Here is a 25,927-nt window from a genome sequence, read left to right as displayed (position 1 = left end):
TCATGTCCACCATCGCAGCAACATCAATCGCCGCTCCGCAGCCGAAAACCGGCGCCAGCACCAGGGAATGGATCGCCGTTCTCGCCGGCATGATCGGCGCCTTCATGGCGATCCTCAACATCCAGATCACCAATGCCTCGCTGCTCGACATCGAGGGCGGCATCGGAACGGGCGTCGACAACGGCGCCTGGATCTCCACCTCCTACCTGATCGGCGAGATCGTCGTCATTCCGCTGACGGCCTATTTCAGCAACGTCTTCTCGTTCCGGCGCTTTATCCTCGTCAACTCAGTCCTCTTTCCGCTGTTTTCGATCGCCTGTGCCTTCGCCCATGATCTCGGCACGATGATCGTGCTGCGCGGCCTGCAGGGTTTTGCCGGCGGCGTGCTAATTCCCATGGCCTTCACCATGGTGCTGACCAAGCTGCCGAAGTCGCAGCAGCCGCTGGGCCTGGCGATCTTCGCGCTCTCGGTCACCTTCGCACCAGCGATCGGCCCGACCATCGGCGGTTACCTCACCGAAAACTACGGCTGGCAGACGATCTTCTTCATCAACGCCATCCCGAGCGCCATCATGGCGGTCGCCCTTGCCCTGACGCTCGACAAGCAACCGATGCAGCTCGGCCTGCTCAGGGAGGGCGACTGGGCTGGCATCTTCACCATGGCGATCGGTCTCTCGGCATTGCAGACGGTGCTTGAAGAGGGCAACAAGGAAGACTGGTTCTCCTCGCCCTTCATCATCAAGCTCAGCATCGTCGCCTTCGTCTTCCTCGTCGCCTTCATCTGGATCGAGCTGACGGTGGAAAAGCCGCTGGTCAAGCTGCGCCTGCTGAAGCAGCGCAACTTCGGCATCGGCGTTGCAGTCAACGTGCTGGTCGGCGTCGCCCTCTTCGGCACCGTCTATATCCTGCCGCAATATCTTGGCCAGGTGCAGCGTTATAATGCCGAGCAGATCGGCAACGTGCTGGCCTGGACCGGCCTGCCGCAGCTGCTTTTGATCCCGCTCGTGCCGATGATGATGAAGCGCTTCGATGCACGCTATATCGGCTTCCTCGGCATCTCGATCTTTGCGATCAGCTGCTTCATGAACATCACCTTGTCAGCCGATACCGCTGGCGACCAGTTCTGGATTCCGAACATCGTCCGCGCCATCGGCCAGGCCCTGGTGCTGACGCCGATCACCGCCATCACCACCGCCGGCATAGCGCCTTCGGATGCCGCCGCCGCCTCGGGCCTGACCAACATGCTGCGCAATCTCGGCGGCGCCGTCGGCACGGCAACGCTCGGCACGGTGCTGACCAAACGCGAGCAGTTCCACTCCAATATCATCGGCCAGTCAGTGACGCTCGGCCGTGACGAAGTCCGCAACCGTCTCGACCAATTGACAGGCTACTTCCTGCAGCATGGTGTTTCCGACCATGCCGTCGCAGCCCAGAAAGCCGTCGTGGCGCTTGGCCAGGTCGTCAGACGCCAGGCCCTCATCCTGGGTTTTGCCGATACCTTCGCCGTCATCGGCGTGGTTCTCGCCATTGCGGCCGTCGCCCTGCTGCTCACCCAAAAACCGCGGGCCGGCGGTGGCGCCGGCGCTCACTGAAACTCACCGGGCTTCCCGGCGAGCGCCTTCTGCTGTCTTTTATTGCGGAATTTCGACCGTGAAGGCAAAGCTCGCCACGGCGCCCGGCGCCAGGATCGTGGTCGATGGCCTCTTCGACAGCTCGCTCGAAGCTCCCGCTTCCGCGGCCGTTCCATGCCAGGGCTCGACACAGAGGAAGGGCGCACCCGGCTTGGTCCACAGCGCAAGATTGGGCAGGTTTTCGAAATGGAACTGCATGGCTGGCCCACCTTCTGCGCCATAGCGCAGCCCTTCGCCCGCACCGCTCGGGAAAATCATCGCATCCTGCTCGAACATTCCATGATCGAGCACCAGCCGGCCGGCATCGAACGGCGAGGGCAAGGCCGCAGGATTGATGAGGCCGCCTTCCAGCCGCACGAGCGCCGGCTCGCCTTCATTGTCGAGGGTGACGATATGCTCGCGCCCGGAAGCACCTGGCAATGGCCAGGCGAAGGCCGAATGGAAGCCGAGGCCGAACGGCATCGGCTTCGGGTCGCGATTGGTAACCTCCGCTGTGACGGTCAGCGCACGGCCCTCGACCGCATGCACCACGGCCAGCTGAAAATCGAACGGATAGACCGCCCGCGTCGCATCCGAGGCGACCAGTTCGAACCGGCACATCGTCTCAGTGGAGGCCGCAACGGCGAATTGGCTGCGGCGGGCAAAGCCATGCTGGGCCATCGGATAGACTGTGCCGTCGATCGCTATCTTGTCATCCGGCGCCTTGCCGACAATCGGAAACAGGATCGGCGACCGCCCGGTCCAGAAGGCCGCGTCGCCTGTCCATAGCCACGAGCGTCCGTCGCTTGACGTGAGCGCCTGCATCTCGGCGCCGAGGGAGGAGACATCAACGGTGAGATCCTGATTCCCGATCCGGATGGAGATTGGCATCGCGTTTCCCTTTCGACTTGGTGCGGCATCAAGCCATACCGTTCCGCACGGGGGATTTCCACCCAATAGAGCGGCGGGGCGGCAGCACACCAGCCACTGCCCTCGTCATTTCCTGATCGCGCCCAATCTCGCGATCACTTCGTTCGGGATGCCGTAGCGCTGGATGGCGTCGCGGTTGTTCCGCAAACCGCAGATCTCACGCTGGATGAAGAACGCCCAGACGGCGTCGGAGGCATCGTTGAGAAGCCTCTCGCGGTCTTCGCCGCTCTGGCGGTCGGCAGCCCAGGCCTTCAGGGCGGCAAGGGCCGCCTCCACCTTCAGCCCGTGACGTCCGAGAGAATCCGCGCGTTCCGACATCAGCTCGTATTCGAGGACGTTGAAGCCGTTTCTATCCTGCTCGGATTGTCTGAAGGACTGCGGCGGACGAACGCTCATTGGCACAGGTCTCCGTTGGCGTGAGCCGCGATATTATCCAATCCTGTTCCAAATTAAAGAAGGTGAGCATGATGTCGTTCGAAAACCACTCACGCCTTTCGGCATCATACTCTTGATCGAGAGGGTGGGAAACAGGGCTATCTTGCGGTTTCCCCGCATGGCATAAGCGCGCCAAAATCTCCTTCTCCAGGCGCCGCGCAAACCATGATCCGTATCGAAAATATCAGCAAGCAGCTCAGCCACCGCATCCTCTTCATCGAGGCGTCCGCAGCGCTTAACAGAGGCGAGAAGATCGGTCTCGTCGGCCCGAACGGCGCCGGCAAGACAACCGTCTTCCGGATGATCAACGGCGAGGAGCAGCCCGACGAGGGGCAGGTCTCCGTCGAGAGGGGCGTCACTATCGGCTATTTCAACCAGGATGTCGGCGAGATGGCCGGCCACAGCGCCGTCGCCGAGGTGATGAACGGCGCCGGTCCGGTCAGCATCGTTGCCGGCGAATTGCGCGATCTGGAGGCGGCCATGGCCGATCCCGAGCAAGCCGACAACATGGAAGAGATCATCGAGCGTTACGGCGAGGTGCAGGCGCGTTACGAGGAACTGGACGGCTATGCGCTCGAGGGCCGCGCCCGCGAGGTGCTCGCGGGTCTGAGCTTCAGCCAGGAGATGATGGATGGCGATGTCGGCGCGCTGTCGGGCGGCTGGAAGATGCGTGTGGCGCTTGCCCGCATTCTGCTGATGCGCCCCGATGTCATGCTGCTCGACGAACCGAGCAACCATTTGGATCTCGAAAGCCTGATCTGGCTGGAGGAATTCCTGAAAGGTTACGAGGGCGCGCTGCTGATGACCTCGCACGACCGCGAGTTCATGAACCGTATCGTCACCAAGATCATCGAGATCGATGCGGGCACGCTGACGACCTATTCCGGCGACTATGAATTCTACGAGCAGCAGCGGGCGCAGAACGAGAAGCAGCAGCAGGCCCAATTTGAACGCCAGCAGGCGATGCTCGCCAAGGAAATCAAGTTCATCGAGCGGTTCAAGGCGCGCGCCTCGCATGCCTCGCAGGTGCAGAGCCGGGTGAAGAAGCTGGAGAAGATCGACCGGGTGGAGCCGCCCAAGCGCCGCCAGATCGTTTCCTTCGAGTTCCAGCCGGCGCCGCGTTCCGGCGAGGACGTGATCAACCTGAAGAACGTTCACAAGAAATACGGCAGCCGCAGCATCTATGAGGGTTTGGATTTTGTCGTGCGGCGCCGGGAACGCTGGTGCATCATGGGCATCAACGGCGCCGGCAAGTCGACGCTGCTGAAGCTGGTGACGGGCTCCACCGCGCCGGATCAGGGCAGCGTTGCGCTGGGCGCCAGTGTCAAGTTGGGCTATTTCGCCCAGCACGCCATGGACATACTGGACGGCGAGCGCACTGTCTTCCAGATGCTGGAAGACCAGTTTCCCCAGGCAGGGCAGGGGCCTCTGCGCGCGCTGGCCGGCTGCTTCGGCTTTTCCGGCGACGATGTCGAGAAGCGGTGCCGGGTACTGTCAGGCGGCGAGAAGGCGCGGCTGGTCATGGCGATCATGCTGTTCGACCCGCCGAACCTGCTGGTGCTCGACGAGCCGACGAACCATCTCGACCTCGACACCAAGGAAATGCTGATCAAGGCACTGTCGCAATATGAGGGCACCATGCTGTTCGTTTCGCACGATCGGCATTTTCTCGCCGCACTCTCCAACCGGGTGCTGGAACTGACGCCCGAGGGTGTCCACCAATATGGCGGCGGCTACACCGAATATGTGGCGCGCACCGGCCAGGAGGCGCCCGGCCTGCGAAGCTGACGGTTTTTTTTGCCCAGCATGTCGAAACCGTCAGCGTCGAATCGACAAGCGGAGAGCCGGCCAGCAATGTCGGTTGGCGGCTCGAAGCAACGGAGAAGAAAATGCCCATGCTGTTGGATCGGATCGAGGTCGTCACCCTGTTCGTCGATAATATCGACGAGGCCAAAGCGTTCTACGAAAAGGTCTTTGCGCTCGACGTCGTTTATGAAGACGCGGTATCCTCTGTTCTGAAATTCTCGGGAACGATGATCAACCTGCTCGATGCAGCGCAGGCGCCTCAGCTGGTCGAGCCATCAGCCGTGTCAGCCCCTGGTTCGGGCGCACGCGTCCTGCTGACGATCAAGGTCGATGACGTCGATTCGGTCTGCGCGGAGCTGCACAAACTCGGGGGTCGCGCTACTCAATGGTCCGATCGATCGTCCGTGGGGACGCCGTACAGCGGCTTTTGCGGATCCGTCGGGCCATGTCTGGGAGATCGCGCAGGAATTGCGCTAGACCGCTGTTGCGCGCTTTGCCGCTGCTTCAAATTTGGGGGGCATGAGGCGCGAGGGTCCGCCTCTTCGGCCACATCGATGCGTCTCGGCAAGCCGCTTCGTCCATGCGAAGAACGGTTTCGGCGGCTATTGCCACGATGATGACCAAATTCCGTGGTGTTCGGAGCCCTCTTCATGCAATCGGGGACGGGCGCATCGGCATGGACTGGATTAATCGCTATATCGACCAGCCGCTACTGCACGGCGCGGCGGGTTTGCTGCGGAGTTGGCATCTCCGCACGCGGCAACCGCCGGAGCTGCTGGAGCCGACATGGAATCTCGTTGTGCTCTCCTTTCTCCTGATCGCAAGCGGGCAGGTCATGGCCGGCAAGACTTTGGCGCTCAGTGTTGCCGCGCTGGTCATGCTGGCGCTGCCGTCCGCGCGAAAGCTGCTTTCGGCGGCAACGGCGAGGGGAGGCGGTTACGGTGCACGGGAATATAAATCACTAAGAGCGCGAGCCATCGCCAAACGTGAGGCGGAGTGGTCGGTGCGGATCATCGTGTTGTTCGCATCCGCCTGCCTTCCGTTCATCGCCCGCATCGACGATCCGGTGGGAGCCTATTTCATGTTGGGAGCAAGCATCTGGTTCGTGCTGACCGGGCCGCTCAAGGCCTATCTCGATGCGGCTGAACCTCCCGAGCCGAATGAAGGCGACCGGACGTACAGCGGCGCCTTTCATTTCGGCTGAACAAACTGATACGCCGACCGTGACACGGACGGGAACCAAATGGGGCGGCCTCCGTTATCTCCGCAGCAACGTAAAAGGAGATTGCGATGCTTTACTACGCTCTGGTGTTTCTCGTTGTGGCCTTGATTGCCGGTGTCCTCGGATTTGGCGGCATCGCAGGTGCTTCAGCTTCCATTGCCCAGGTTCTGTTCTTCATTTTCCTGGTTCTGTTCGTCGTGTCGCTCGTAATGAGACTAATGCGAAAAGTATAACGCGGACAGATTAAGTATAAAGACCCGGCGAGACCCATCGCCGGGTTTTTCTTTTGCTGGAAATCGCGCGAATCCGTCATTGCTCCTGTATGAACTCATTTCGGCGAATGCGGCTGATCCGGCCGAAATTTTGAACCGATCGACCTCATGTGCCTTTCTGGCAACCATTCCGGATAAGATCAAAAAATAACCGAATGCCGCGAAATAGTGCCTTCGAAATGTCCCAATGGGGGCTGAACCGTAAGCGTGCTTGTTGCTTGCGCCCTCCCAGGCGCTTTGACATGCAATGCGTAAATGATGCCGGTTCGGGATCGTTTTGCGGTTCCGTCCGTTATCTGTTGCCGAATCTGGTGGCGAGTAGCCAGGTATGCTCCCGTCACGATTTGAGAAGGAGAGACTTATGAAGAAAATTGTTGCGACGGCGTTTGCCGCGGTATCGTTGACGCTGGTCGGCGCTGGGGCGGTTAATGCCGCCGACCTCGCCACCAGGACGTATGAAGAGCCGGACCTGCGCAATGGCGTGAAGATCGGCTACCTCACCTGCGATATCGGCGGCGGCACGGGTTACGTGCTCGGTTCCTCCAAAGAGGCCGACTGCATCTTCCAGTCGACCGTCGGCAACGAACTTTCGGATCGTTATACGGGCGAAGTGAGAAAGCTCGGCATCGACCTTGGCTTCACCACGCGCAGCCGCCTGATCTGGGCCGTGTTCGCGCCGACGGCCGGCTATCACCGCGGTTCGCTCGCCGGCCTCTATGTCGGCGCTACCGCTGAAGCGACGCTCGGTGCCGGTGTCGGCGCCAATCTCCTGGTCGGCGGCACTTCCGGCTCGATCCATCTGCAGACGGTCAGCCTGACCGGTCAGCTCGGCCTCAACGTCGCGGCCGGCAGCGCCTCGATGACGCTGACGGCAGCGAATTGATATAGCCTTTTGGCGTCCCTTGCCGCGTCGCGGCAGGGGACCGCCACCTCGCCTGAGGAGCGATTTCGCGCCCTCGCACGCCCAAGCCGGATCACGACACGATGGATATTCGAATGGCAACGCCCGGCGAGGACGAGATCCTGGTTGGGCACTATCTGAAGATCTGGGATAGCTACGGCACACCACCGGAACACTACAGGTCTGATGCGGCGGCGCGGATTTTGTCTTTTATCAGAAGCGGTCGCGAAGAGCGCCGCCTGACCTCGTTCCTTGCGGTCGTCGACGGTGAAATCGCCGGTTCTGCATCCTGCCAGCTGCACCAATCGCCGTTTCCAGAAGTCATCTGGCCGGAACAGCGGCTGCACGGTTACATCTGGTCCGTCTATGTCGCCGACGCCTTCCGCCGGCGCGGTATCGCGCTGGCGCTGACCAACAAGGCTGTCGACTATCTGAAATCGATCGGCTGCACGACGGCCGTCATCCATGCTTCTGATGCCGGCGAGCCCGTCTATCGCGCCGCTGGTTTCGAACTGGCGAAGGAAATGCGCCTGAAGTTTTCGGCAGAGTAGCGACCGGCGATCGCCGGAGCCGCCACCGGGCTTTCCACTTACGCTTTCGCTCGGCCGGGCGCGATAAAAGTGGCAATCGTCGCCTCGTCATGCCCGGCCTCACGCAGGAAGCGGCTGGCGAATTCGATGGCAGGGCTTCTAAGGGCATCGTCCGGCCGGATCAGATGAAAGGCCACATGATAGTCGAGCGTCCGCTCCGACACGGCGACGACGCGGCCGGCCGCCAGCGCGGCATCCGATAGCGGCGGTCGCGCGAGTGCGATGCCTAGCCCCTGCGCACAGGCATCGATCACCAGATTGTAGTCCTCGAAGCGCCGGTCGTGGCCGCGCGGCGTATAGTCGACGCCCTCGCGGGAGAGCCAGCGGCGCCAGCCTTCAATATTCGAATCATGCAGGATCGGCATCTCGAGCAACGACAGGGCATCGGAGCGCTGCCCGAGCCGGTCCGCCAGCATCGGGGCGGCGATCGGAAACGATTTCTCCTGCCAGAGCGGCAGGGCACGCACGCCGGCCCATGGTCCCTTGCCACAGCGAATGGCCAGATCCGTGCCTTCGCCGAAATCCGCCAGCCGGTGTTCGAGCGTCAGCTCGACATGCAGCTCGTTTCCTTCGAGCTTCGGCAGGCGCTGAAATAGCCATAGAGAGGCGACGGAGGGCGTCACCGAAAGGCGCACCACTGCCTTGTTACGGCGAGGCAGCCAGCGTTCACCGCTATTGCCGAGGAGCGCAAGTGCCTCCTCCGCCCGCGCGAAAAACCGCATACCTTCCGGCGTCAGGCGCACCCCGCGGGCTTCGCGCGCAAACAGGCGCACACCCATCCAGCGCTCCAGGCGCGAGACCTGCCTCGATACCGCGCCATGGGTGATGCCGCTTTCCTCGGCCGCGGCCGAAAATGATCCGAGCCGGGCGGCGCGGGCAAAGGTCTCGAGCGTATCGAGCGGCGGAAGCACTGGTGAGCTGTGAACCATACGCACATTTGATCATCGATTACGATGCTTTTCAAGCACGTATCGGGAGCCTAATCCATTGTCGCAGGAACATATGGAGGCGAAAATGAGCATGGCGACAAGCGCACCGATTTCGACGAAACAGCAAGGCGGGTTCGATCTGGTGGCCTTTGCGGCGATCCTCGTCACCATCCTCTTCTGGGCTTCCTCTTTCGTGGTGATCCGCATCTGCCTCGGACCGCTGACGCCGATCGAACTGGCGACGGCGCGTTATGTGGCAGCCGGCGTCATTGCTCTCGTCTATCTCGTCATCTACCGGCCGATGCCGGAAAAACGCGACTTCATCCGCCTCTCCGTTGCCGCTGTGCTTTTCATCGCCGCCTATGCGGTTCTGCTGAACACTGGCGAGCAGACCGTTGCGGCGGGACCGGCGAGCTTCATCATCAACACGATGCCCGTCTTCACTGCCCTGATCGCCACATTCGCGCTTGGCGAGCGCTTCGGCCGCTGGGGCTGGGCGGGCACCGCGGTTTCCTTCGGGGGCGTGGCGCTGATTGCGGTCGCCTCCGAGGACGGTTTCAAGCTCGATCCGAATGCCGTCCTCATCCTGGGCGCAGCGCTTTGCTCGGCGATCGCCAGCGTGCTGCAGAAGCCGCTGCTCGGGCGGCTGCCGGTGCTGGCCGTCACCGCCTGGATCCTGCTCATCGGTTCCGTGCCGCTGGTTCCGGCCGTTCCGGCGACGATCCAGGCGCTTGCTGCCGCACCGGCGGAGGTGAACTGGGGCGTTGCCTATCTCGTTATCTTCCCCACAGCGATCGGCTACCTCACCTGGGCGATCGCGCTGAAGCGGCTGACGGCCGCCCGCGCCTCGAATTTCCTTTACGGCGTTCCGCCGGTCGCCACGCTGATCGGTTTTGTCTGGCTGGGCGAAATACCAACCGCGCTCGGCGCAATCGGCGGCGTCATGGCAATCCTCGGCGTGCTGGTCGTCAACGTGATGCGGAAGCGGTAGCGTCAAATTCGGGCCGCGAAGGCGGCCTGGCAACAGTTAGGCATTGCGCCGCCGTTCGCTTTCTTTAAAACGAAAGCAGATCGAAAGGCGCCCCATGTTCTTGACCGACCGGCAAGTTGAAATCGTCGCGATTGCGAAATCGAGCGGGAGGGTTCTGGTCGAGGAGCTCGCCTCCCGCTTTTCGGTGACGCCGCAGACAATCCGCAAGGACCTGAACGATCTCTGCGATGCGCAGGTACTGACACGCATCCATGGCGGCGCAACATTTCCGAGCGGGACGGAGAACGTCAAATACGAGGCGCGCCGCCAGATCGCGGCTTCCGAGAAACAGGCAATCGGCATTGCGGCCGTGGAGCTCATCCCGAGCGGCGCCTCGCTCTTCATCAATATCGGAACGACGACCGAGGCGGTGGGCGAGGCGCTCGCCAACCATCACGAGCTAATGGTAATCACAAATAATATCAATGTTGCCAATAGGTTACGTCTTTTTCCGGCAATCGAGGTCGTCATTGCTGGCGGCGTCGTACGCGGTTCGGATGGCGGGATCGTCGGTGAGGCGGCCGTCGATTTCATCCGCCAGTTCAAAGTCGATTACGCCGTAATCGGTGCTTCGGCGATCGACATCGACGGCGCGCTTCTCGATTACGATTTTCGCGAAGTGAAGGTCGCTCAAGCAATTATCGCCAATGCCCGACATGTCATTCTCGTTGCCGATTCGACGAAGTTCGAACGTACCGCACCGGTCAGGATCGGCCAGCTTACCCAGGTTCATACCTTCATCACCGACCACTGTCCGGTGTCGTCGATCCGTAATCTCTGTCTCGAAAACAATGTGAAACTGATCGAAACGAATGGCCCATCCCGTTAGACGGGGATCTACGGAAACATTCGTTTGACATTCGGATCTCTTTCGTTTTAACTGATATCACTTTCGCAATTGCGCAAATTTTGTGCGATGCGAAATCGACAGCGGGCTCGGAGGGGGAATTGGGCCGAAATATTCACGACATATTCGTCATCGGGGGCGGCATCAACGGCTGCGGCATCGCGCGCGACGCTGTTGGCCGTGGCTATTCGGTGGCGCTGGCGGAGATGAACGATTTCGCCTCGGGTACCTCGTCGGGCGCCACCAAGCTGATCCATGGCGGCCTGCGTTACCTCGAGCATTACGAGTTTCGTCTGGTGCGTGAATCGCTGATGGAGCGCGAGATCCTCTGGGCGATGGCGCCGCACATCATCTGGCCGCTGCGTTTCGTGCTGCCCTACCACAAGGGCGGCATCCGTCCGGCCTGGCTGATCCGGCTCGGCCTCTTCCTCTACGACCATCTCGGCGGCCGCAAGCTGTTACCACCGACATCGGTTCTCGACATGCGCAGCGACCCGGCCGGCAAGCCGCTGAAGGCGCTCTTTGCCAAGGCCTTCGAATATTCCGACGGCTGGGTCGACGATGCTCGCATGGTGGTGTTGAACGCCCGCGACGCCGCCGATAAAGGGGCAACCATCATGCCGCGCACCAAGGTGGTATCGGCGAGGCGCGAGAATGGCCTATGGCATATCGAAACCACCGATACCCTCACCGGCCGCAATGACAGTCATCAGGCCAGGATGCTGGTCAATGCCGCCGGTCCCTGGGTCGACCATGTCATTCGTTCCGCCTTCGGCCAGAACGAAGCCCACCATGTCCGCCTCGTCCAGGGCAGCCATATCGTCGTGAAGAAGAAGTTCGACGATGTGAGAGCCTATTTCTTCCAGAATCCCGACAACCGCATCATCTTCGCCATTCCCTACGAGGGCGATTTCACCCTGATCGGCACCACGGATCGCGACTATACCGCCGATCCCAGGGATGTCCGGATCTCCGAGGAGGAGACTGTCTACCTCTGCAACGCGGCGTCGGAATATTTCAAGGAGCCGGTCAAGCCGGAAGATATCGTCTGGACCTATTCGGCGGTGAGGCCGCTTTATGACGACGGCGCCTCGAAGGCGCAGGAAGCGACGCGCGATTACGTGCTGAAGCTGGAAGGTGAAGGTGAGGCGGCACCGCTGCTCAACGTCTTCGGCGGCAAGCTCACTACCTATCGCCGGCTTTCCGAACATGCGCTGGAAAAGATCGGCGCTGCGATCGGCGTCAAGGGCGCGCCATGGACGGCAAAGAGCCATCTGCCGGGCGGCGATTTTCCGGTCAAGGGTTATGAGGCCGAGGTCGCCAAGCTGAAAAGGCGCTATCCGTTCCTGACCGATCCGCATGCCCGCAGGCTGGTGCGCCGCTACGGCACGAAAGCCCAGGTGCTGCTTGGCGATGCCCGCGGGATCGACGATCTCGGACGGCTGTTTGGCGGCGATCTCTACGAGGCTGAAGTCAAATATCTCGCCGAACATGAATGGGCCCGGCACGGCGAAGACGTGCTGTGGAGGAGAACAAAGGATGGTCTGCGCCTTTCAAAGGAGCAGGCTCAGTCATTGGAGGAGTACATGGCTGCCAGACCGGCGATGGCCGGATAGGCGCTATGTGGTCCCCGCTGCGTGGAGGCACGGGAACAGGAATGCTGGAACTGCGAAACGCCGCCAAGATGGTGGGGGCGAACTATCACATTTATCCGACCGATCTGGTCCTCGAGCGGGGCACGCTGAACGTCCTGCTCGGGCCGACGCTGTCGGGCAAGACGTCGCTGATGCGACTGATGGCCGGGCTCGACAGGCCGACCGGCGGCTCCATCCATTTCGACGGCGTCGATGTCACCGGCATGCCGGTGCAGAAGCGCAACGTCGCCATGGTCTACCAGCAGTTCATCAATTACCCGGCGCTGACCGTCTATGAGAACATCGCCTCGCCGATGCGTATATCGGGCAAGGATGCCGCGACGGTCGACCGTGACGTGCGCAAGGCGGCCGAGCTTTTGAAGCTCACGCCCTATCTCGACCGCACGCCGCTCAATCTGTCCGGCGGCCAGCAGCAGCGCACCGCACTGGCGCGTGCGCTCGTCAAGAATGCCAGCCTCGTGTTGATGGACGAGCCGCTCGCCAATCTCGATTACAAACTGCGTGAAGAGCTGCGGCAGGAATTGCCGCGCATCTTCGCCCAGTCCGGCGCGATCTTCGTCTATGCCACGACGGAACCTTCCGAAGCCTTGTTGCTGGGTGGCAATACGGCAGCGCTCAATGAGGGCCGGATCACGCAGTTCGGCCCGACAATCGAGGTCTATCGCAAACCGCTCGATCTGACGACGGCGAAAACCTTTGCCGATCCGCCGCTGAATTTTATTGATCTCATCAAATCGGAAGGCAATTTCCTGCGCGATGGCGCTGTGATTTTTGCCGTGCCGCCGCATCTTCAGAACGTGCCGGACGGGCCGGCAACGATCGCGTTTCACCCGCATCATCTTGCACCAACCGCTCAGACGGCTGATTCGGCGCGGCTGACAGCACGGACACAGATTTCGGAGATCACGGGGTCGGAAAGTTTCGTGCATCTGCAATTTGCCGACACCCGCTGGGTGATGCTTGCGCACGGCATCCACAATATCGACCCGGACACGGATCTCTCCGTTTTCATCGATACGCGCCACCTGATGGCGTTCGGCGCGGACGGCCGGGCGATCATTGCCAGGCAGAGGGGCTAGGAGAAGATCATGGCACGTATCACCCTCGATCATATTCGACATGCCTATGGGCCGAACCCGAAGAGCGAGAAGGACTACGCTCTCAAGGAAGTGCACCACGAGTGGAACGATGGCGGCGCCTATGCGCTGCTCGGACCTTCAGGTTGCGGAAAGACCTCGCTGCTCAATATCATTTCCGGCCTTATTCGGCCGTCCGAAGGGCGAATTCTCTTCGACGGACAGGATGTTACGAACCTGCCGACGCAGCAGCGAAATATTGCGCAGGTATTCCAGTTTCCGGTGATCTACGACACGATGACCGTCTATGACAATCTGGCTTTCCCCTTGCGCAACCGCGGAGTCGCGGAGGCCGATGTTGATCGTCGTGTCCGCGAAATATTGGAGATGATTGATCTTGCAGACTGGGCCAAGCGGCGCGCGCGCGGTTTGACGGCGGACCAAAAGCAGAAGATTTCGCTCGGCCGCGGCCTTGTGCGCTCGGATGTGAACGCAATTCTCTTCGATGAGCCGCTCACCGTTATCGATCCGCATATGAAATGGGTGCTGCGGTCGCAGCTGAAGCGGCTGCATAAGCAGTTCGGTTTTACGATGGTCTATGTCACGCATGACCAGACGGAGGCGCTGACCTTCGCCGACAAAGTCGTGGTGATGTACGATGGCGAGATCGTGCAAATCGGCACGCCGGCCGAGCTCTTCGAGCGTCCGAGCCATACCTTCGTCGGCTACTTCATCGGTTCTCCAGGCATGAACTTCATGCCAGCCAAGGTGGAAGGCCGCACGGTTCGGGTCGGCGAGCATGCGCTGACGCTCGACTATGCGCCAAAGACTTCGGCAGCGGCCAAGGTGGAGCTTGGAATCCGGCCCGAGTTTATCCGGGTCGGCCGCGAGGGCATGCCTGTGACCGTCAGCAAGGTGGAAGATATCGGCCGGCAGAAGATTGTCCGCGCGCAGTTTGCCGGCCAGCCGATCGCGATCGTCGTCCCTGAAGACGGGGACATTCCGGCTGATCCCCGGGTGACCTTCGAGCCGTCGGGTATCAGTATCTATGCCGATTCTTGGCGCGCCGGACCGGAGGCTTGATCATGGAAAAAACCTGGAACAACAAAGCGTGGTTTCTGGTCCTGCCGGTCCTCGTGCTGGTGGCATTCTCGGCCGTCATTCCCTTGATGACGGTTGTGAACTATTCCGTTCAGGACACTTTCGGAAACAACCAGTTCTTCTGGAACGGAACGGACTGGTTTACCGAAATCCTGCATTCCGACCGTTTCTGGGCAGCCCTGCAGCGAAATCTAATTTTTTCGTTGATCATTCTCGCTCTTGAGATCCCGCTCGGTATTTTCATTGCGCTCAACATGCCGAAATCGGGCATCGGCGTGCCGGTGTGCCTGGTTCTGATGGCGCTACCACTGCTGATCCCGTGGAACGTTGTCGGCACGATCTGGCAGGTGTTCGGCCGCAACGACATTGGTTTGTTCGGCTATTCCCTCAATGCCATCGGCATCGATTATAACTATGTGCAGGATCCGCTCGACGCCTGGGTGACGATCATCATCATGGATGTCTGGCACTGGACGAGCCTGGTCGTCTTGCTCTGCTATGCAGGCCTCGTTTCCATTCCGGATGCTTTCTATCAGGCAGCCAAGATCGACGGTGCGTCTCGTTGGGCCGTATTCCGCTATATCCAGCTGCCAAAGATGAAGCGCGTTCTTCTGATCGCCGTGCTGCTGCGTTTCATGGATAGTTTCATGATCTACACCGAGCCTTTTGTCGTCACGGGCGGCGGTCCCGGCAACGCGACCACTTTCCTGTCGATCGATCTGGTCAAGACCGCCCTCGGACAGTTTGACCTCGGTCCGGCCGCTGCCATGTCGCTGATCTATTTCCTGATCATCCTGCTGCTTTCGTGGGTGTTCTACACCGTCATGACAAGCCACGACGCGGAGAATTGAAATGAGCGCCTCCAACGAAACGACAGCGAGCCGAAAAATCTCAGGCGTTACCAGTGTCGCAAGCGGTCTCTCCTCCGATGAAGTCAGCCGCCTGATGCGCCGGCGCGGCGAGGAATCGCGCTGGTGGTGGCTGGTTCCGACGATCTATATCATCGTGCTCCTGCTGCCGATCTATTGGCTCGTCAACATGAGCTTCAAGACCAATGCGGAAATCGTCAATTCTCTGACGCTTTATCCTCATAACCCGACGATTGCCAATTACGTGACGATCTTCACGGAGAAGGCGTGGTATTCCGGCTACATCAATTCAATCACCTATGTCGTGATCAACATGGTGATCTCGGTGGCAGCCGCGCTGCCGGCGGCCTATGCCTTTTCCCGTTATCGCTTCCTTGGTGACAAGCATCTTTTCTTCTGGTTGCTAACGAACCGGATGGCGCCGCCGGCGGTCTTTGCCCTGCCGTTCTTCCAGCTCTACTCAGCCTTTGGACTGATCGATACGCACATCGCCGTGGCATTGGCGCATTGCCTCTTCAACGTGCCGCTTGCGGTCTGGATCCTTGAAGGCTTCATGTCCGGTGTGCCGAAGGAAATCGACGAAACGGCCTATATCGATGGCTATTCGTTCCCGCGCTTTTTCCTGAAGATCTTCACGCCGCTGATTGCGAGCGGCATAGGTGTCGCCTGCTTCTTCTGCTTCATGTTCTCTTGGGTCGAGTTGCTGATCGCACGAACGCTGACGACGACCGACGCGAAGCCGATCGCTGCCACCATGACCCGTACCGTCTCTGCATCCGGCATGGATTGGGGCTTGCTCGCCGCCGCGGGTGTTCTGACCTTGATCCCAGGGGCGCTGGTGATCTGGTTTGTGCGCAATTACATCGCCAAGGGCTTCGCCCTGGGGAGGGTTTGATGAGCTTTTCGCTTCCCGATTTTTCATGGATGGCATGGACCTGGCCGACGGCCACTTTCTTCGTCGTTATCGCATTGCTGCTGATCGGCATGGGGGTCTGGGAATACGCCGCTCCGGGCGGCAATCCCCGGATCGGAATCCTGCGCTTCGAGACGACGCGCGGTGACCGGCTTTTCCTTTCGCTGCTCGGCAGCGCCTTTATCCATCTTGCCTGGCTTGGTCTCGCTGGATCAAGCCTCTGGTGGGCTCTCGCTCTCTCCGTTGTCTACGCCGTTGGCGTATTCCGTTACGTGTGAGGCAAACTGATGCAGATGGCCGGAGTTTTTCTGGCCGCCTGAGACGTGAAGACCGCAATCGCAAAACCCTGGGAGGATATCATGCGAAGGCATTTATTGACGACGACAGCAGCCGTGCTGCTGGCCATGACCGGGTCGGCCTATGCCGGCATGGACGAGGCAAAGACTTTTCTGGATAAAGAGATCGGCGACGTGTCGACGCTCTCTCGCGCCGACCAGGAAAAGGAAATGCAATGGTTCATCGATGCTGCGAAGCCTTTCCAGGGGATGGACATCAAGGTTGTTTCGGAAACCTTGACCACCCACAAGTATGAGTCCGAGGTTCTGGCTCCGGCCTTTACCGCGATTACCGGGATAAAGGTCACGCACGACGTCATTCAAGAGGGTGACGTTGTCGAGAAGATCCAGACGCAGATGCAGACCGGGCAGAACCTGTATGACGGCTGGGTCAACGACTCCGACTTGATCGGCACCCACTGGCGCTATCAGCAGGTGCGCAACCTGACCGACTGGATGGCCGGCGAAGGCAAGGACGTTACCAACCCCGGCCTCGATATCGACGACTTCATCGGCACCAAGTTCACGACAGCGCCGGACAAGAAGCTCTACCAGCTTCCCGACCAGCAGTTCGCCAACCTCTATTGGTTCCGTTACGACTGGTTCAACGACGAGAAGAACAAGGCCGATTTCAAGGCGAAATACGGCTACGATCTCGGCGTTCCGGTCAACTGGTCGGCCTATGAGGACATTGCCGAATTCTTTACCGGCCGTGACGTCAACGGCAAGAAGGTCTTCGGCCATATGGATTACGGCAAGAAGGACCCGTCGCTCGGCTGGCGCTTCACCGACGCCTGGCTGTCGATGGCCGGCAATGGTGACAAGGGTCTACCGAACGGTCTTCCGGTCGACGAATGGGGTATCAAGGTCGACGAGAATTCGCGTCCCGTCGGTTCGTGCGTCGCGCGTGGCGGCGATACCAACGGCCCTGCATCGGTCTATTCGATCCAGAAGTATCTCGATTGGTTGAAGGCGTACGCACCGCCGGAAGCTCAGGGCATGACCTTCTCGGAATCCGGTCCGGTGCCGGCGCAGGGTAACGTCGCGCAGCAGATCTTCTGGTACACGGCGTTCACCGCAGACATGGTCAAGCCTGGCCTGCCTGTCATGAACGAAGACGGTACGCCGAAATGGCGCATGGCACCAAGCCCGCATGGCGTTTACTGGAAAGACGGCATGAAGCTTGGCTATCAGGACGTCGGTTCCTGGACGTTGATGAAATCGACCCCGACGGACCGTGCAAAAGCCGCGTGGCTCTATGCACAGTTCGTGACCTCGAAGACGATTGACGTGAAGAAGAGCCAGCTCGGTCTCACCTTCATCCGCGAATCCACCATTCGCGACAAGAGCTTTACGGAGCGCGCTCCGAAGCTCGGCGGTCTGATCGAGTTCTATCGCTCGCCTGCGCGTGTTCAGTGGTCGCCAACCGGTACCAACGTTCCCGACTATCCGAAGCTGGCTCAGCTTTGGTGGCAGGCTATCGGTGACGCCGCTGCCGGCGCCAAGACACCGCAGGAAGCCATGGATTCTCTTTGCGGCGAGCAGGAGAAGGTCATGGGACGTATCGAGAAATCGGGCGTCCAGGGCGATATCGGCCCGAAACTCGCCGAAGAGCAAGACCTCGCTTATTGGAACGCGGATGCGGTGAAGAAGGGCAACCTTGCACCGCAGCTGAAGATCGAGAACGAGAAGGAAAAACCGGTCACGGTCAACTACGACGAACTCGTCAAGAGCTGGCAGTCGAAGTAAGGCGGACCCGGCCGGAAGCGACGGGGCTTCCGGCCATCACTTCCTGCCACCGGCAACAAGCCGGTGGCACCCACAATCTTTCTCTCATGAAACGTCCGCGTCCTGCTGTCCTCGGCAGGAGCGGTTTCGTGCGAGCCGGAGACGGATATGAGCGGCTATATTCTTTCAATCGACCAAGGCACGACCTCCTCGCGCGCAATCATCTTCGATAGCGACATGAAAACGGCCGGCTCGGCGCAGGCGGAGATCACCCAATATTATCCGCAGCCTGGATGGGTGGAGCACGACGCCGCCGAAATCTGGCAGTCCGTCGTCGATACTGTGCGCAGGGCGATCGCCGATACCGGACTTGATGCCGCTGACATTGCCGCGATCGGCATTACTAATCAGCGCGAGACGGCGGTCGTCTGGGATCGCAGGTCCGGAAAGCCGCTTCACCGCGCGATCGTCTGGCAGGACAGGCGCACGGCCGAAATGTGCGAGAGCCTGAAGGCCGACGGATATGAGAAGCTGTTCAGCGCCAAGACCGGGCTGCTGCTCGACCCCTATTTCTCCGGAACGAAGCTGCGCTGGCTGCTCGACAATGTCGATGGCCTGCGTGAGAAGGCCGAGGCCGGCGATGTCTGCTTCGGGACGATCGACAGCTGGCTGATCTACAATCTGACTGATGGACGCGTGCATGCCACCGACGCGACCAATGCGTCGAGAACGCTGCTCTTTAATATCGATGACGGTGCCTGGGACGAGGAGCTTCTCGGCATTCTCCGCATTCCGGCCGCCATGCTTCCTGACGTCAAGGAATGTGCCGATGATTTCGGCCGCGTCGACAAGGCGCTGTTCGGCGCGGAACTTCCGATCCTCGGGGTCGCCGGCGACCAGCAGGCGGCGGGGATAGGCAATGCCTGCTTCGAGCCCGGCATGATGAAATCCACTTATGGCACCGGGTGCTTCGCTCTGTTGAACACAGGCCGGGATCGTGTTTCTTCCTCCAATCGGATGCTGACGACGATCGCCTGCCGGCTCGACGGCGAGACGACCTATGCGCTCGAAGGCTCGATCTTCATCGCCGGTGCTGCCGTGCAATGGCTGCGCGACGGCCTCGGCATTATCGACCAGGCGTCGGAGGCGGGAGTGCTTGCCGCCAAGGCCGATCCCGGACAGCAGGTCTATATCGTTCCGGCCTTCACCGGTCTCGGCGCGCCCTACTGGGATCCGGCTGCGCGCGGCGCGATCTTCGGTCTGACGCGAAACAGCGGGCCGGCGGAATTCGCCCGCGCCGTGCTTGAATCCGTCGCCTACCAGACGCTCGATCTGCTGGTGGCGATGAAGAAGGACTGGGGCGTCAACCAGCTGGAAACGGTGCTGCGCGTCGATGGTGGCATGGCGGCTTCGGATTGGACGATGCAGTGCCTGGCCGACATGACCGGAAACTCTGTCGACCGCTCGGCGATCCGCGAGACGACGGCGCTGGGCGCAGCCTGGCTCGCGGGTTCGAAAGCCGGCATCTGGCCAAGCAAGCGGGATTTTGCGCAGGCCTGGGCCTGCGACCGCCGCTTCAGCCCTTCGATGGATGAGACCGAGCGGCAGACCAAGATCATCGGCTGGAAGAATGCCGTATCACGAATGATTTCCGACGCCTCAGTGGGGTAGAACAGCTTCCCAGAACAGGGCCGCAGTGGCGGCTTCTCTTAAGCGCCGCCGGCGGCCTTTCTGTTGATGAAGCTCAGGGCGAGCACGGCGAAGATCAGCGTTCCCGTGCCGACCTGCTGCCAATAGAAGTTCAGATCGGTCAGCAGCAGGCCATTGGCGACGATGCTGAGCAGCAGCGCCCCGAGGACGGTTCCGCCGACATTCGGCCGTCCGAGTGGGCTGAGCGTCGTGCCGATGAAGGTCGCGCCGATCGCATTGAGCAGGAAGGCATTGCCCGAAGAGGGGATGTAGGTGGTGACGGTTGCGGTCAGGATCAGGCCGGCGATTGCCGCGATCAACCCGACCAGGATGAAAGTCACCGCCACATGGGCGGGCGCGGCAATGCCGGAATAACGCACGACGCCCGGCTGGATGCCGATCGACAGGATGACGCGGCCGAAACGCGTGCGGGCAAAAACAACGGCAGCAGCGGCGATGACGACGATGGCCGCGGCAAGCGGTACCGGAAAGCCGGCGATCGTGCCATGGCCGAGGAAACGGAAGGCTTCCGGCACGGCGTTTGGCGGCAGATAGACCGGATTGCCGCCATTGGTCAGCAGCTGCTGAATGCTGCGGCCGATGAACAGCGTGCCGAGCGTGGCGAGGAACGGCGACGCGCCGATCCCTGAAATCAGCAGCGCGTTGAAGGCACCGACGAACGCTCCGGCGGCCAGTCCCGCGAATGCGGCGACTGCCACCGGCTGGCCGGCGAGGACGAGCGAGACGAAAGCGAAGCTCGCAAAATCCATTGCCGTTCCCACCGAAAGATCGATGCCGCCCGACGCGACGGCGAAGGTCATGGCGACGGAGACGATGGCAAGCAGCGTGAAATTGTTGACCAGGATGCTCTGCAGGTTCGCAGGCGTCAGGAATGTCGGCGTTGCCACGGAAAAGGCGGCAAACACCGCAACCAGGGCGAGGATCAACCCATAGCGCACCAGGCCGCCGGCGATGAGACGCGGCAGGCCGATGGCGGCGGGGGGAGGGGTCTGGAGCGACATGTCAGGCCTCCTGTCGGCGCAGCAGCGTGGTCGCGGAAACGACGATGAGAATGAGCACACCCTGGACGCCGCTGACCAGCGTGCTCGAAATGTTCAGCAGCTGGAAACCGTTGACCAGGAAGCCGACCAAAAGGGCCGAAAGCAGCGTTCCGGTGACCGTCGGAACCAGCCGGCGCGAAAAGACCGAGCCGAGCAGAGCCGTCACGACGACGGGCAACAGCATCTCGCCGGCGCCGGTCGTGCTGCCGCTCAGATAGGAAACCGACAGGATGCCGGCGATGCCGCCGGAGACGCCGCTGGCGACGAAGGCGCCGGCCAGCAGCCTTCGAAGCGGCAGACCGGCGGCACGCGCCGCATCCGGAAACTCACCGACGGCGTAGAGACGCAAGCCGAGCGGGGTATATTGCACGATCGCCGTGGTGATCGCCGTAAAGCCAAGGAGCACATAGGCAAGAACCGGGATGCCGAAAGGATCCGAGGCCGAGAGCGCCGATAGGAGAGGCGTCGAGGCCGGCAGGACGGTATTGCCGGTCAGTACCAACTCCAGGCCGGCGACGACATTCATGACGGCAAGCGTGGCCAGCAGCGGCACGATGCCGGCATAGACGACGGCAATGGCATTGACCGTGCCAATCAGGGCACCGGTCAAAATTGTCGCGGCAATCGCCGTCGCATCGCCGTAGCCGAGCTGCGTCAGGCTCGCATAGACGGCGGCGCTGAGGCCCATATTGGCAGCGAGCGACAGGTCGATGCCACCGGTGACGACATTGGAGCCGCCGGCGATCAGCACGATCGTCAACCCAATAGCAAGCACACCGGAGATGGCCGATTGGCCAAGCACATTGCCGATATTGCCGATGCTGAGGAAATAGGGTGCGGTCAGCGAGAAGATGATCAGGATGGCGGCGAAAGCGATCAGCGATCCGAAGCGCAATGCCGCAGCCGCAATATTGCCGGCCGGCCGGGGAGGCGGTCCCGCAGCGGAAAAACCGGAAGGCGCGAATTCCACTTCAGCCGACATGGCGATGTCCCTCGGATGATCCAGTCGATTGAGCCAGCACGGCATCCGCCGTGGTCTCCGACGATATGAATTCCCGCACCACGCGGCCGCGGAAGAGCACCAGGATGCGATCGGTGATGCCGACGAGCTCGGGCAGATCCGAAGACAGCACGATGACGCCGGCGCCGCGCGACGCGAGTTCGCCGATCAGCGCATAGATTTCGACCTTGGAGCCGATATCGACGCCGACTGTCGGCTCGTCGAGGAGATAGACTTCGGAATGGCGGCTCAGCCACTTGGCGATGGCGATCTTCTGCTGGTTGCCGCCCGAAAGCGTGCGCAGCAGGGCATCGCGCCCATTGGTCTTCACCTGCAGCCGCGTAATCAGAGCGTCCACTTCTTTCTGTTCGCGTCTGCGATCGAGAAAGCCGAAACGCGTGAAGCGGCCAAGGCTCGAAAGGCTGATATTTTCCGCGACGCTGAGGTCGAGCGCAACGCCGTGGCGACGCCGGTCTTCCGGCACCAGGGCGATCTCGCGACCGGCCGCCTGGGTCGGATTGGTGAAACGGGCAGCCTTGCCGCTGATCTCGATATGGCCGGAAGCCGGGGTCTCCAGACCGAAGAGAGTGCGGACCAACTCCTTTGCGCCGGAGCCGAGCAGGCCGGTGAGGCCGAGCACCTCGCCGCGGCGAAGCGTGAAACTAATGTCGCTATATTTCCCCGGCGCCGACAGCTGCTCGACCTTGAGGATTTCCTCGCCAGGTGTCACCTGCGGCTTCGGGAACATCTCCTTGATATCACGCTCGACCATCAGCCGGGCAATCGCCCCGGCCGAAGTCTCCCCGATCGGCAGAGAGGCGACGTCCAGCCCATTGCGCAGCACGGTGACGTCGTCGCAGAGCTCTTCGATTTCGTTTAGGTAATGTGAGATGTAGATGATGGTGACGCCTTCGTCGCGCAGACGGCGGATCAACCGGAAGAGGATATCGGCCTCGCGGCGCACCAATGCGGCCGTCGGCTCGTCGAAGACGAGCACTTTCGGCTGATTGAGGAGCGCGCGGGTGATTTGCACGATCTGCTTTTCGGCAGTCGACAATTCGCCGATCAAGGCTGCGTTCGGCAACCGGACACCGAAATAGTCATTGAGAATGTCAGATGCACGGCGCTGCATCAATCGCCGGTCGAGGAACGGTGTGCCCGCGATGCGTGGTTCCCGGCCGAGGAACAGGGCTTCGCCGACCGTGAAGGTCGGCACCAGCAGTCGATCCTGGTGAATGAAGTGGATGCCGAGCTCTTCGGCAAGATGCGGTGTCAGCCTGTCGAATGTTTGCCCTTCGATCTCGATCCGGCCGCCATCGGGCTGGTGAAGACCGGCCAGCAGCTTGATCAGCGTCGACTTGCCGGCGCCGTTCTGACCGACGAGACCGTGGATGGTGCCGCGCCTGACGATCAGCGACGCACCGGCAAGCGCCTGCGCGCCACCGAAATGCTTGACGATGCCTTCAAAGCGTATGATGTCGTCGCGTGCCGTCACCGGCTGCTTCAACGAAATGGCCGTCATGTCGATCTCTCCGGGCGGGCAGATTCCGAGCGATCCGACATGGCCGGATCGCTCGGGTTCAATGTCAGCCGATGCCGAGCTTCTTGGTGACTTCGCCGACATTGGTCTTGTTGGCGAGCAGTGCCGGAACATAGGTCTCGCGCGGCAGCGTCTGGCCGGCGAGCAGCTTGGCGACGTTGCGGATGGCGGTGCGGCCGATTTCAGCCGGCTGCTGCGCGACATCGGCGCCGGCCGGCGAATTCGGATCGGCGATAAGCTGCAGCACTTCCGGGCTGCCATCGACGCCGTAGGTGCGGATCTCGGTTCGCCCGGCGGCCGCCAAAGCCTGGGTCGCGCCAAGCTGCGGGATGTCCCAGGCTGACCAGATCGCCTTGATTGAACCCTTTTCCGGATATTTGTTGAGGATCGCCGTGATCTGCGTGAAGGCATCCTGCACGGTATTCGGGATGACGTCGCGCAGTTCCGGCTGGAGGATTTTCACCTTCGGGAAATATTTGACGACATTGACCAACTGGTCGTAGCGGATCGCGCAGGGGGTTACGCCGTAGAAGCCGTTGAAGATGACGATATTGCCTTCGCCGCCGATATCGGAGACGAGCTGCAGCGCCAGGTCCTTGCCGATCCCCCAGTTATCGGAGGTGGTGTTGTTGATCGAATTGGTCGAGCCGACGTCGACGGTCAGAACCGGGATCCCCGCATCGCGCGCCTTCTTCAGCCAGGGATCGATGACACTGAGCGTGCCGAGGATTTGAACGATCGCATCCGGCTTCTGGGCAATCAGCGTCTGCAATTGCGAGACCAGCTTGCCGTCGTTTCGTCCGGCATCGACGGCGATCGGCTCGCCGCCGAGGCGCTTTACCTCCTCGATCTGGGCATTATAGGCCTGCAGGTCGAAAAAGTGATCGGTGCCGGTTGCGCTGATGGCGATGCGCTTGCCTTTCAGTGACAGTTCTTCGTCGGCCGCGAAAACCGTTTGCTGCCCGACCAGCGCAGCACCCGCAACGACGGCCCCGGCCGCGGCAGACAGTTTCAACAGATCTCGTCTTCCCAAACCGCTTCCGGACTTTTCGGTGCTCATTACCATTCTCTCCAATTCAGTTATGTCTATAAATTAAGTAGACTAATGAGAATGGGGAGAAAGGAATTTCCAAAATGACGCTCTCCGATGAAAAGAGTAGACAGAGCGAACGCTCATTTCTGGCTGCGGTTTCCCGCGCGGGCCGATCAAGAAGAAACATGCATTGCATAATTCTTGCGCATGCGACCAAACTTACCGAGGGTCAACTCCTGCCGGGCCGTGGTGCCGTGGCGCGACAGCAGCCGTAAAATCACGATTTAACGGGCACCGTCGGGTTTTTATGCTGCAACGTTGATATCCAGCGCGAAGCCTCGCTCCACTTGGCGCGCAACTTGCCTCTCCCCTGCTAGGGAGAATGAAACAATGCCCGATATCGACCCGCAGATTTTCTCAATAAGCCGGCCATCCCTCGGAGGCTACAAGGCCTTCGTTCAACGCGACATGATCGTCGAAACCTATCGCAGCGCCGCGGGGCAAATGGTTTCGAGGGGCTCCCTTCATAGAATTTCGATCAATCGCACGGCGCACGGCAAATATGCCTATCGGCTTGGAAGCGGGGCGTTCCGCAAAGTTGAGAGGCCGCCGTTCACCCTGGGATTTCAACCGGCCGCCACAGTCCTCGAAGTCGATGGCGATGCGGCGGATTATATCTCGATCTTCCAGTCACCTGCGCTCTACAGCAGCATCGGCGGCTCTCGCTTCGATCCCGAGCATTGGGATAGCGACGCGCTGAGCGCGACGACTGATCCGACAACGCTGCAGGTCGCGCTCTCCCTTGCATTTGCCGCCGAGAAGACCGGGCGCGACGACCCGCTTTTGATGCAGCATCTGGGGATGGCGCTTGCCTGTTGCGTTGTTAAACTGCTGGGCGCCAAACCTGAAGCCGGCGATCGTCCGCTGACATCGGACAATCTCCGGCGTGTGATCGATTACATCGAGAACCTGCTTGGCAAATCCGATCTGAGTGTGGAGGAGCTTGCCAGGGTGGCCCATATGAGCCCCTTTCACTTCAGCCGGGAATTCAAACGGGCGGCCGGCATGGCGCCGCATCGCTTCGTTCTCGAACGCAGGATCGAGCGGGCGCGACTTTACCTCGCCGATGGCAAGGAGACGCTCGCCAACATCGCTTATGCCACAGGCTTTTCCAGCCAGGCGCATTTCTCCAGCGTCTTTCGCCGTCTGATGGGGGCGACCCCGAAGGAATACCAGCGTTCGGTCCGTCTTTGAGCCGGCTCTTGCCGATGACAGATCAGCAGTTTTGCGAAAGACAACCGCACGAATTTGAAATCTCTTGAGGCTGCGGTCTGCCAGGCTTTTCCCATCAGGAG

General features: G+C 60.9%; 24 protein-coding genes and 1 pseudogene. 18 read left to right on the top strand and 7 right to left on the bottom strand.

Annotated features, from left to right (window positions below; genetic code table 11):
* Positions 1–2 precede the first annotated feature (2 nt).
* Positions 3–1,592: a DHA2 family efflux MFS transporter permease subunit gene (locus tag ELH03_RS32715; RefSeq protein ID WP_130767392.1), complete on the top strand. Its 1,590-nt coding sequence runs from the start codon at positions 3–5 to the stop codon at positions 1,590–1,592.
* Positions 1,593–1,631: 39 nt separating this feature from the next.
* Here ELH03_RS32715 and ELH03_RS32710 read toward each other — a convergent pair whose 3' ends face one another.
* Together ELH03_RS32710 and ELH03_RS32705 are read right to left on the bottom strand one after the other, a co-directional pair.
* Entirely contained in the window at positions 1,632–2,501 is an 870-nt protein-coding gene (locus ELH03_RS32710) for an aldose 1-epimerase family protein (protein ID WP_130767391.1), read from the bottom strand.
* A 105-nt stretch (positions 2,502–2,606) separates the two neighbouring features.
* The gene (locus ELH03_RS32705) at positions 2,607–2,936 is read right to left on the bottom strand and encodes a DUF6665 family protein (RefSeq protein ID WP_042941097.1); all 330 of its coding nucleotides are present in this window, start codon (positions 2,934–2,936) and stop codon (positions 2,607–2,609) included.
* Positions 2,937–3,140: 204 nt separating this feature from the next.
* Between ELH03_RS32705 and ELH03_RS32695 the strand changes: the two genes are divergently transcribed.
* The 6 genes and pseudogenes from ELH03_RS32695 (at position 3,141) to ELH03_RS32670 (ending at position 7,727) form a co-directional block, all read left to right on the top strand.
* On the top strand, positions 3,141–4,763 hold the full coding sequence (locus tag ELH03_RS32695; RefSeq protein ID WP_128401796.1) for an ABC-F family ATP-binding cassette domain-containing protein: 1,623 nt from the start codon (positions 3,141–3,143) through the stop codon (positions 4,761–4,763).
* A gap of 101 nt (positions 4,764–4,864) precedes the next feature.
* Positions 4,865–5,258 (top strand): annotated as a pseudogene (locus tag ELH03_RS32690) (VOC family protein).
* 136 nt (positions 5,259–5,394) lie between these two features.
* Positions 5,395–5,985 carry a hypothetical protein gene (locus ELH03_RS32685; RefSeq protein WP_128401794.1) on the top strand — a complete coding sequence of 197 codons (591 nt, stop codon included), beginning with the start codon at positions 5,395–5,397 and terminating at the stop codon, positions 5,983–5,985.
* An 86-nt stretch (positions 5,986–6,071) separates the two neighbouring features.
* Positions 6,072–6,236, top strand: a complete 165-nt coding sequence (locus ELH03_RS32680) for a DUF1328 domain-containing protein (protein ID WP_003549551.1) — start codon at positions 6,072–6,074, stop codon at positions 6,234–6,236.
* 400 nt (positions 6,237–6,636) lie between these two features.
* Positions 6,637–7,158, top strand: coding sequence for a DUF992 domain-containing protein (locus ELH03_RS32675; RefSeq protein WP_128401793.1), 522 nt, complete (start codon positions 6,637–6,639; stop codon positions 7,156–7,158).
* Between the two features lie 101 nt (positions 7,159–7,259).
* Positions 7,260–7,727, top strand: a complete 468-nt coding sequence (locus ELH03_RS32670) for a GNAT family N-acetyltransferase (protein ID WP_130767390.1) — start codon at positions 7,260–7,262, stop codon at positions 7,725–7,727.
* Positions 7,728–7,765: 38 nt separating this feature from the next.
* On the opposite strand, the gene ELH03_RS32665 is transcribed toward ELH03_RS32670, so the two are convergent.
* Complete coding sequence (locus ELH03_RS32665) at positions 7,766–8,695, bottom strand: LysR family transcriptional regulator (RefSeq protein WP_128401791.1); 930 nt, start codon at positions 8,693–8,695, stop codon at positions 7,766–7,768.
* 73 nt (positions 8,696–8,768) lie between these two features.
* Between ELH03_RS32665 and ELH03_RS32660 the strand changes: the two genes are divergently transcribed.
* From ELH03_RS32660 to glpK, 10 genes are all read left to right on the top strand, one after another.
* Positions 8,769–9,686 (top strand): DMT family transporter, encoded by a 918-nt coding sequence (locus tag ELH03_RS32660; protein WP_128401864.1) that lies wholly within the window; start codon positions 8,769–8,771, stop codon positions 9,684–9,686.
* 94 nt (positions 9,687–9,780) lie between these two features.
* A complete protein-coding gene (locus ELH03_RS32655) occupies positions 9,781–10,554 on the top strand; it encodes a DeoR/GlpR family DNA-binding transcription regulator (RefSeq protein WP_128401790.1) in 774 nt (257 codons plus the stop codon).
* Positions 10,555–10,673: 119 nt separating this feature from the next.
* On the top strand, positions 10,674–12,188 hold the full coding sequence (gene glpD / locus ELH03_RS32650; protein ID WP_128401789.1) for a glycerol-3-phosphate dehydrogenase: 1,515 nt from the start codon (positions 10,674–10,676) through the stop codon (positions 12,186–12,188).
* A gap of 41 nt (positions 12,189–12,229) precedes the next feature.
* Positions 12,230–13,306, top strand: a complete 1,077-nt coding sequence (locus ELH03_RS32645; protein ID WP_128401788.1) for an ABC transporter ATP-binding protein — start codon at positions 12,230–12,232, stop codon at positions 13,304–13,306.
* 9 nt (positions 13,307–13,315) lie between these two features.
* Positions 13,316–14,386, top strand: a complete 1,071-nt coding sequence (locus ELH03_RS32640) for an ABC transporter ATP-binding protein (protein WP_128401787.1) — start codon at positions 13,316–13,318, stop codon at positions 14,384–14,386.
* Between the two features lie 2 nt (positions 14,387–14,388).
* The gene (locus ELH03_RS32635; RefSeq protein ID WP_003552206.1) at positions 14,389–15,255 is read left to right on the top strand and encodes a carbohydrate ABC transporter permease; all 867 of its coding nucleotides are present in this window, start codon (positions 14,389–14,391) and stop codon (positions 15,253–15,255) included.
* Position 15,256: 1 nt separating this feature from the next.
* On the top strand, positions 15,257–16,168 hold the full coding sequence (locus tag ELH03_RS32630) for a carbohydrate ABC transporter permease (RefSeq protein ID WP_003552208.1): 912 nt from the start codon (positions 15,257–15,259) through the stop codon (positions 16,166–16,168).
* Positions 16,168–16,464 (top strand): DUF2160 domain-containing protein, encoded by a 297-nt coding sequence (locus ELH03_RS32625; protein ID WP_003552210.1) that lies wholly within the window; start codon positions 16,168–16,170, stop codon positions 16,462–16,464. The genes ELH03_RS32630 and ELH03_RS32625 overlap by 1 nt, the downstream gene beginning before the upstream one ends.
* 81 nt (positions 16,465–16,545) lie before the next feature.
* Entirely contained in the window at positions 16,546–18,270 is a 1,725-nt protein-coding gene (locus tag ELH03_RS32620; protein ID WP_012759892.1) for an ABC transporter substrate-binding protein, read from the top strand.
* A gap of 147 nt (positions 18,271–18,417) precedes the next feature.
* A complete protein-coding gene (glpK, locus tag ELH03_RS32615) occupies positions 18,418–19,920 on the top strand; it encodes a glycerol kinase GlpK (RefSeq protein ID WP_130767389.1) in 1,503 nt (500 codons plus the stop codon).
* A 38-nt stretch (positions 19,921–19,958) separates the two neighbouring features.
* On the opposite strand, the gene ELH03_RS32610 is transcribed toward glpK, so the two are convergent.
* The 4 genes from ELH03_RS32610 to ELH03_RS32595 form a co-directional block, all read right to left on the bottom strand.
* The gene (locus ELH03_RS32610) at positions 19,959–20,960 is read right to left on the bottom strand and encodes an ABC transporter permease (RefSeq protein ID WP_130767388.1); all 1,002 of its coding nucleotides are present in this window, start codon (positions 20,958–20,960) and stop codon (positions 19,959–19,961) included.
* A 1-nt stretch (position 20,961) separates the two neighbouring features.
* On the bottom strand, positions 20,962–21,981 hold the full coding sequence (locus ELH03_RS32605; protein ID WP_128401784.1) for an ABC transporter permease: 1,020 nt from the start codon (positions 21,979–21,981) through the stop codon (positions 20,962–20,964).
* Positions 21,971–23,521: a sugar ABC transporter ATP-binding protein gene (locus tag ELH03_RS32600; RefSeq protein ID WP_130767387.1), complete on the bottom strand. Its 1,551-nt coding sequence runs from the start codon at positions 23,519–23,521 to the stop codon at positions 21,971–21,973. Before ELH03_RS32600 ends, ELH03_RS32605 begins: the two co-directional genes overlap by 11 nt.
* Positions 23,522–23,585: 64 nt before the next feature.
* The gene (locus ELH03_RS32595) at positions 23,586–24,599 is read right to left on the bottom strand and encodes a sugar ABC transporter substrate-binding protein (protein WP_130767386.1); all 1,014 of its coding nucleotides are present in this window, start codon (positions 24,597–24,599) and stop codon (positions 23,586–23,588) included.
* A 363-nt stretch (positions 24,600–24,962) separates the two neighbouring features.
* On the opposite strand from ELH03_RS32595, the gene ELH03_RS32590 reads away from it, so the two are divergent.
* Positions 24,963–25,826 (top strand): helix-turn-helix domain-containing protein, encoded by an 864-nt coding sequence (locus ELH03_RS32590; protein WP_130767385.1) that lies wholly within the window; start codon positions 24,963–24,965, stop codon positions 25,824–25,826.
* The last annotated feature ends 101 nt before the right edge of the window (positions 25,827–25,927 follow it).

It is taken from the genome of Rhizobium beringeri (genome assembly GCF_004306515.1).
In the GTDB taxonomy this organism is placed as follows: Bacteria; Pseudomonadota; Alphaproteobacteria; order Rhizobiales; family Rhizobiaceae; genus Rhizobium; species Rhizobium beringeri.
The sequence above is the reverse complement of the archived record's forward strand: the minus strand, read 5'-3'. Positions and strand labels throughout refer to the sequence as shown.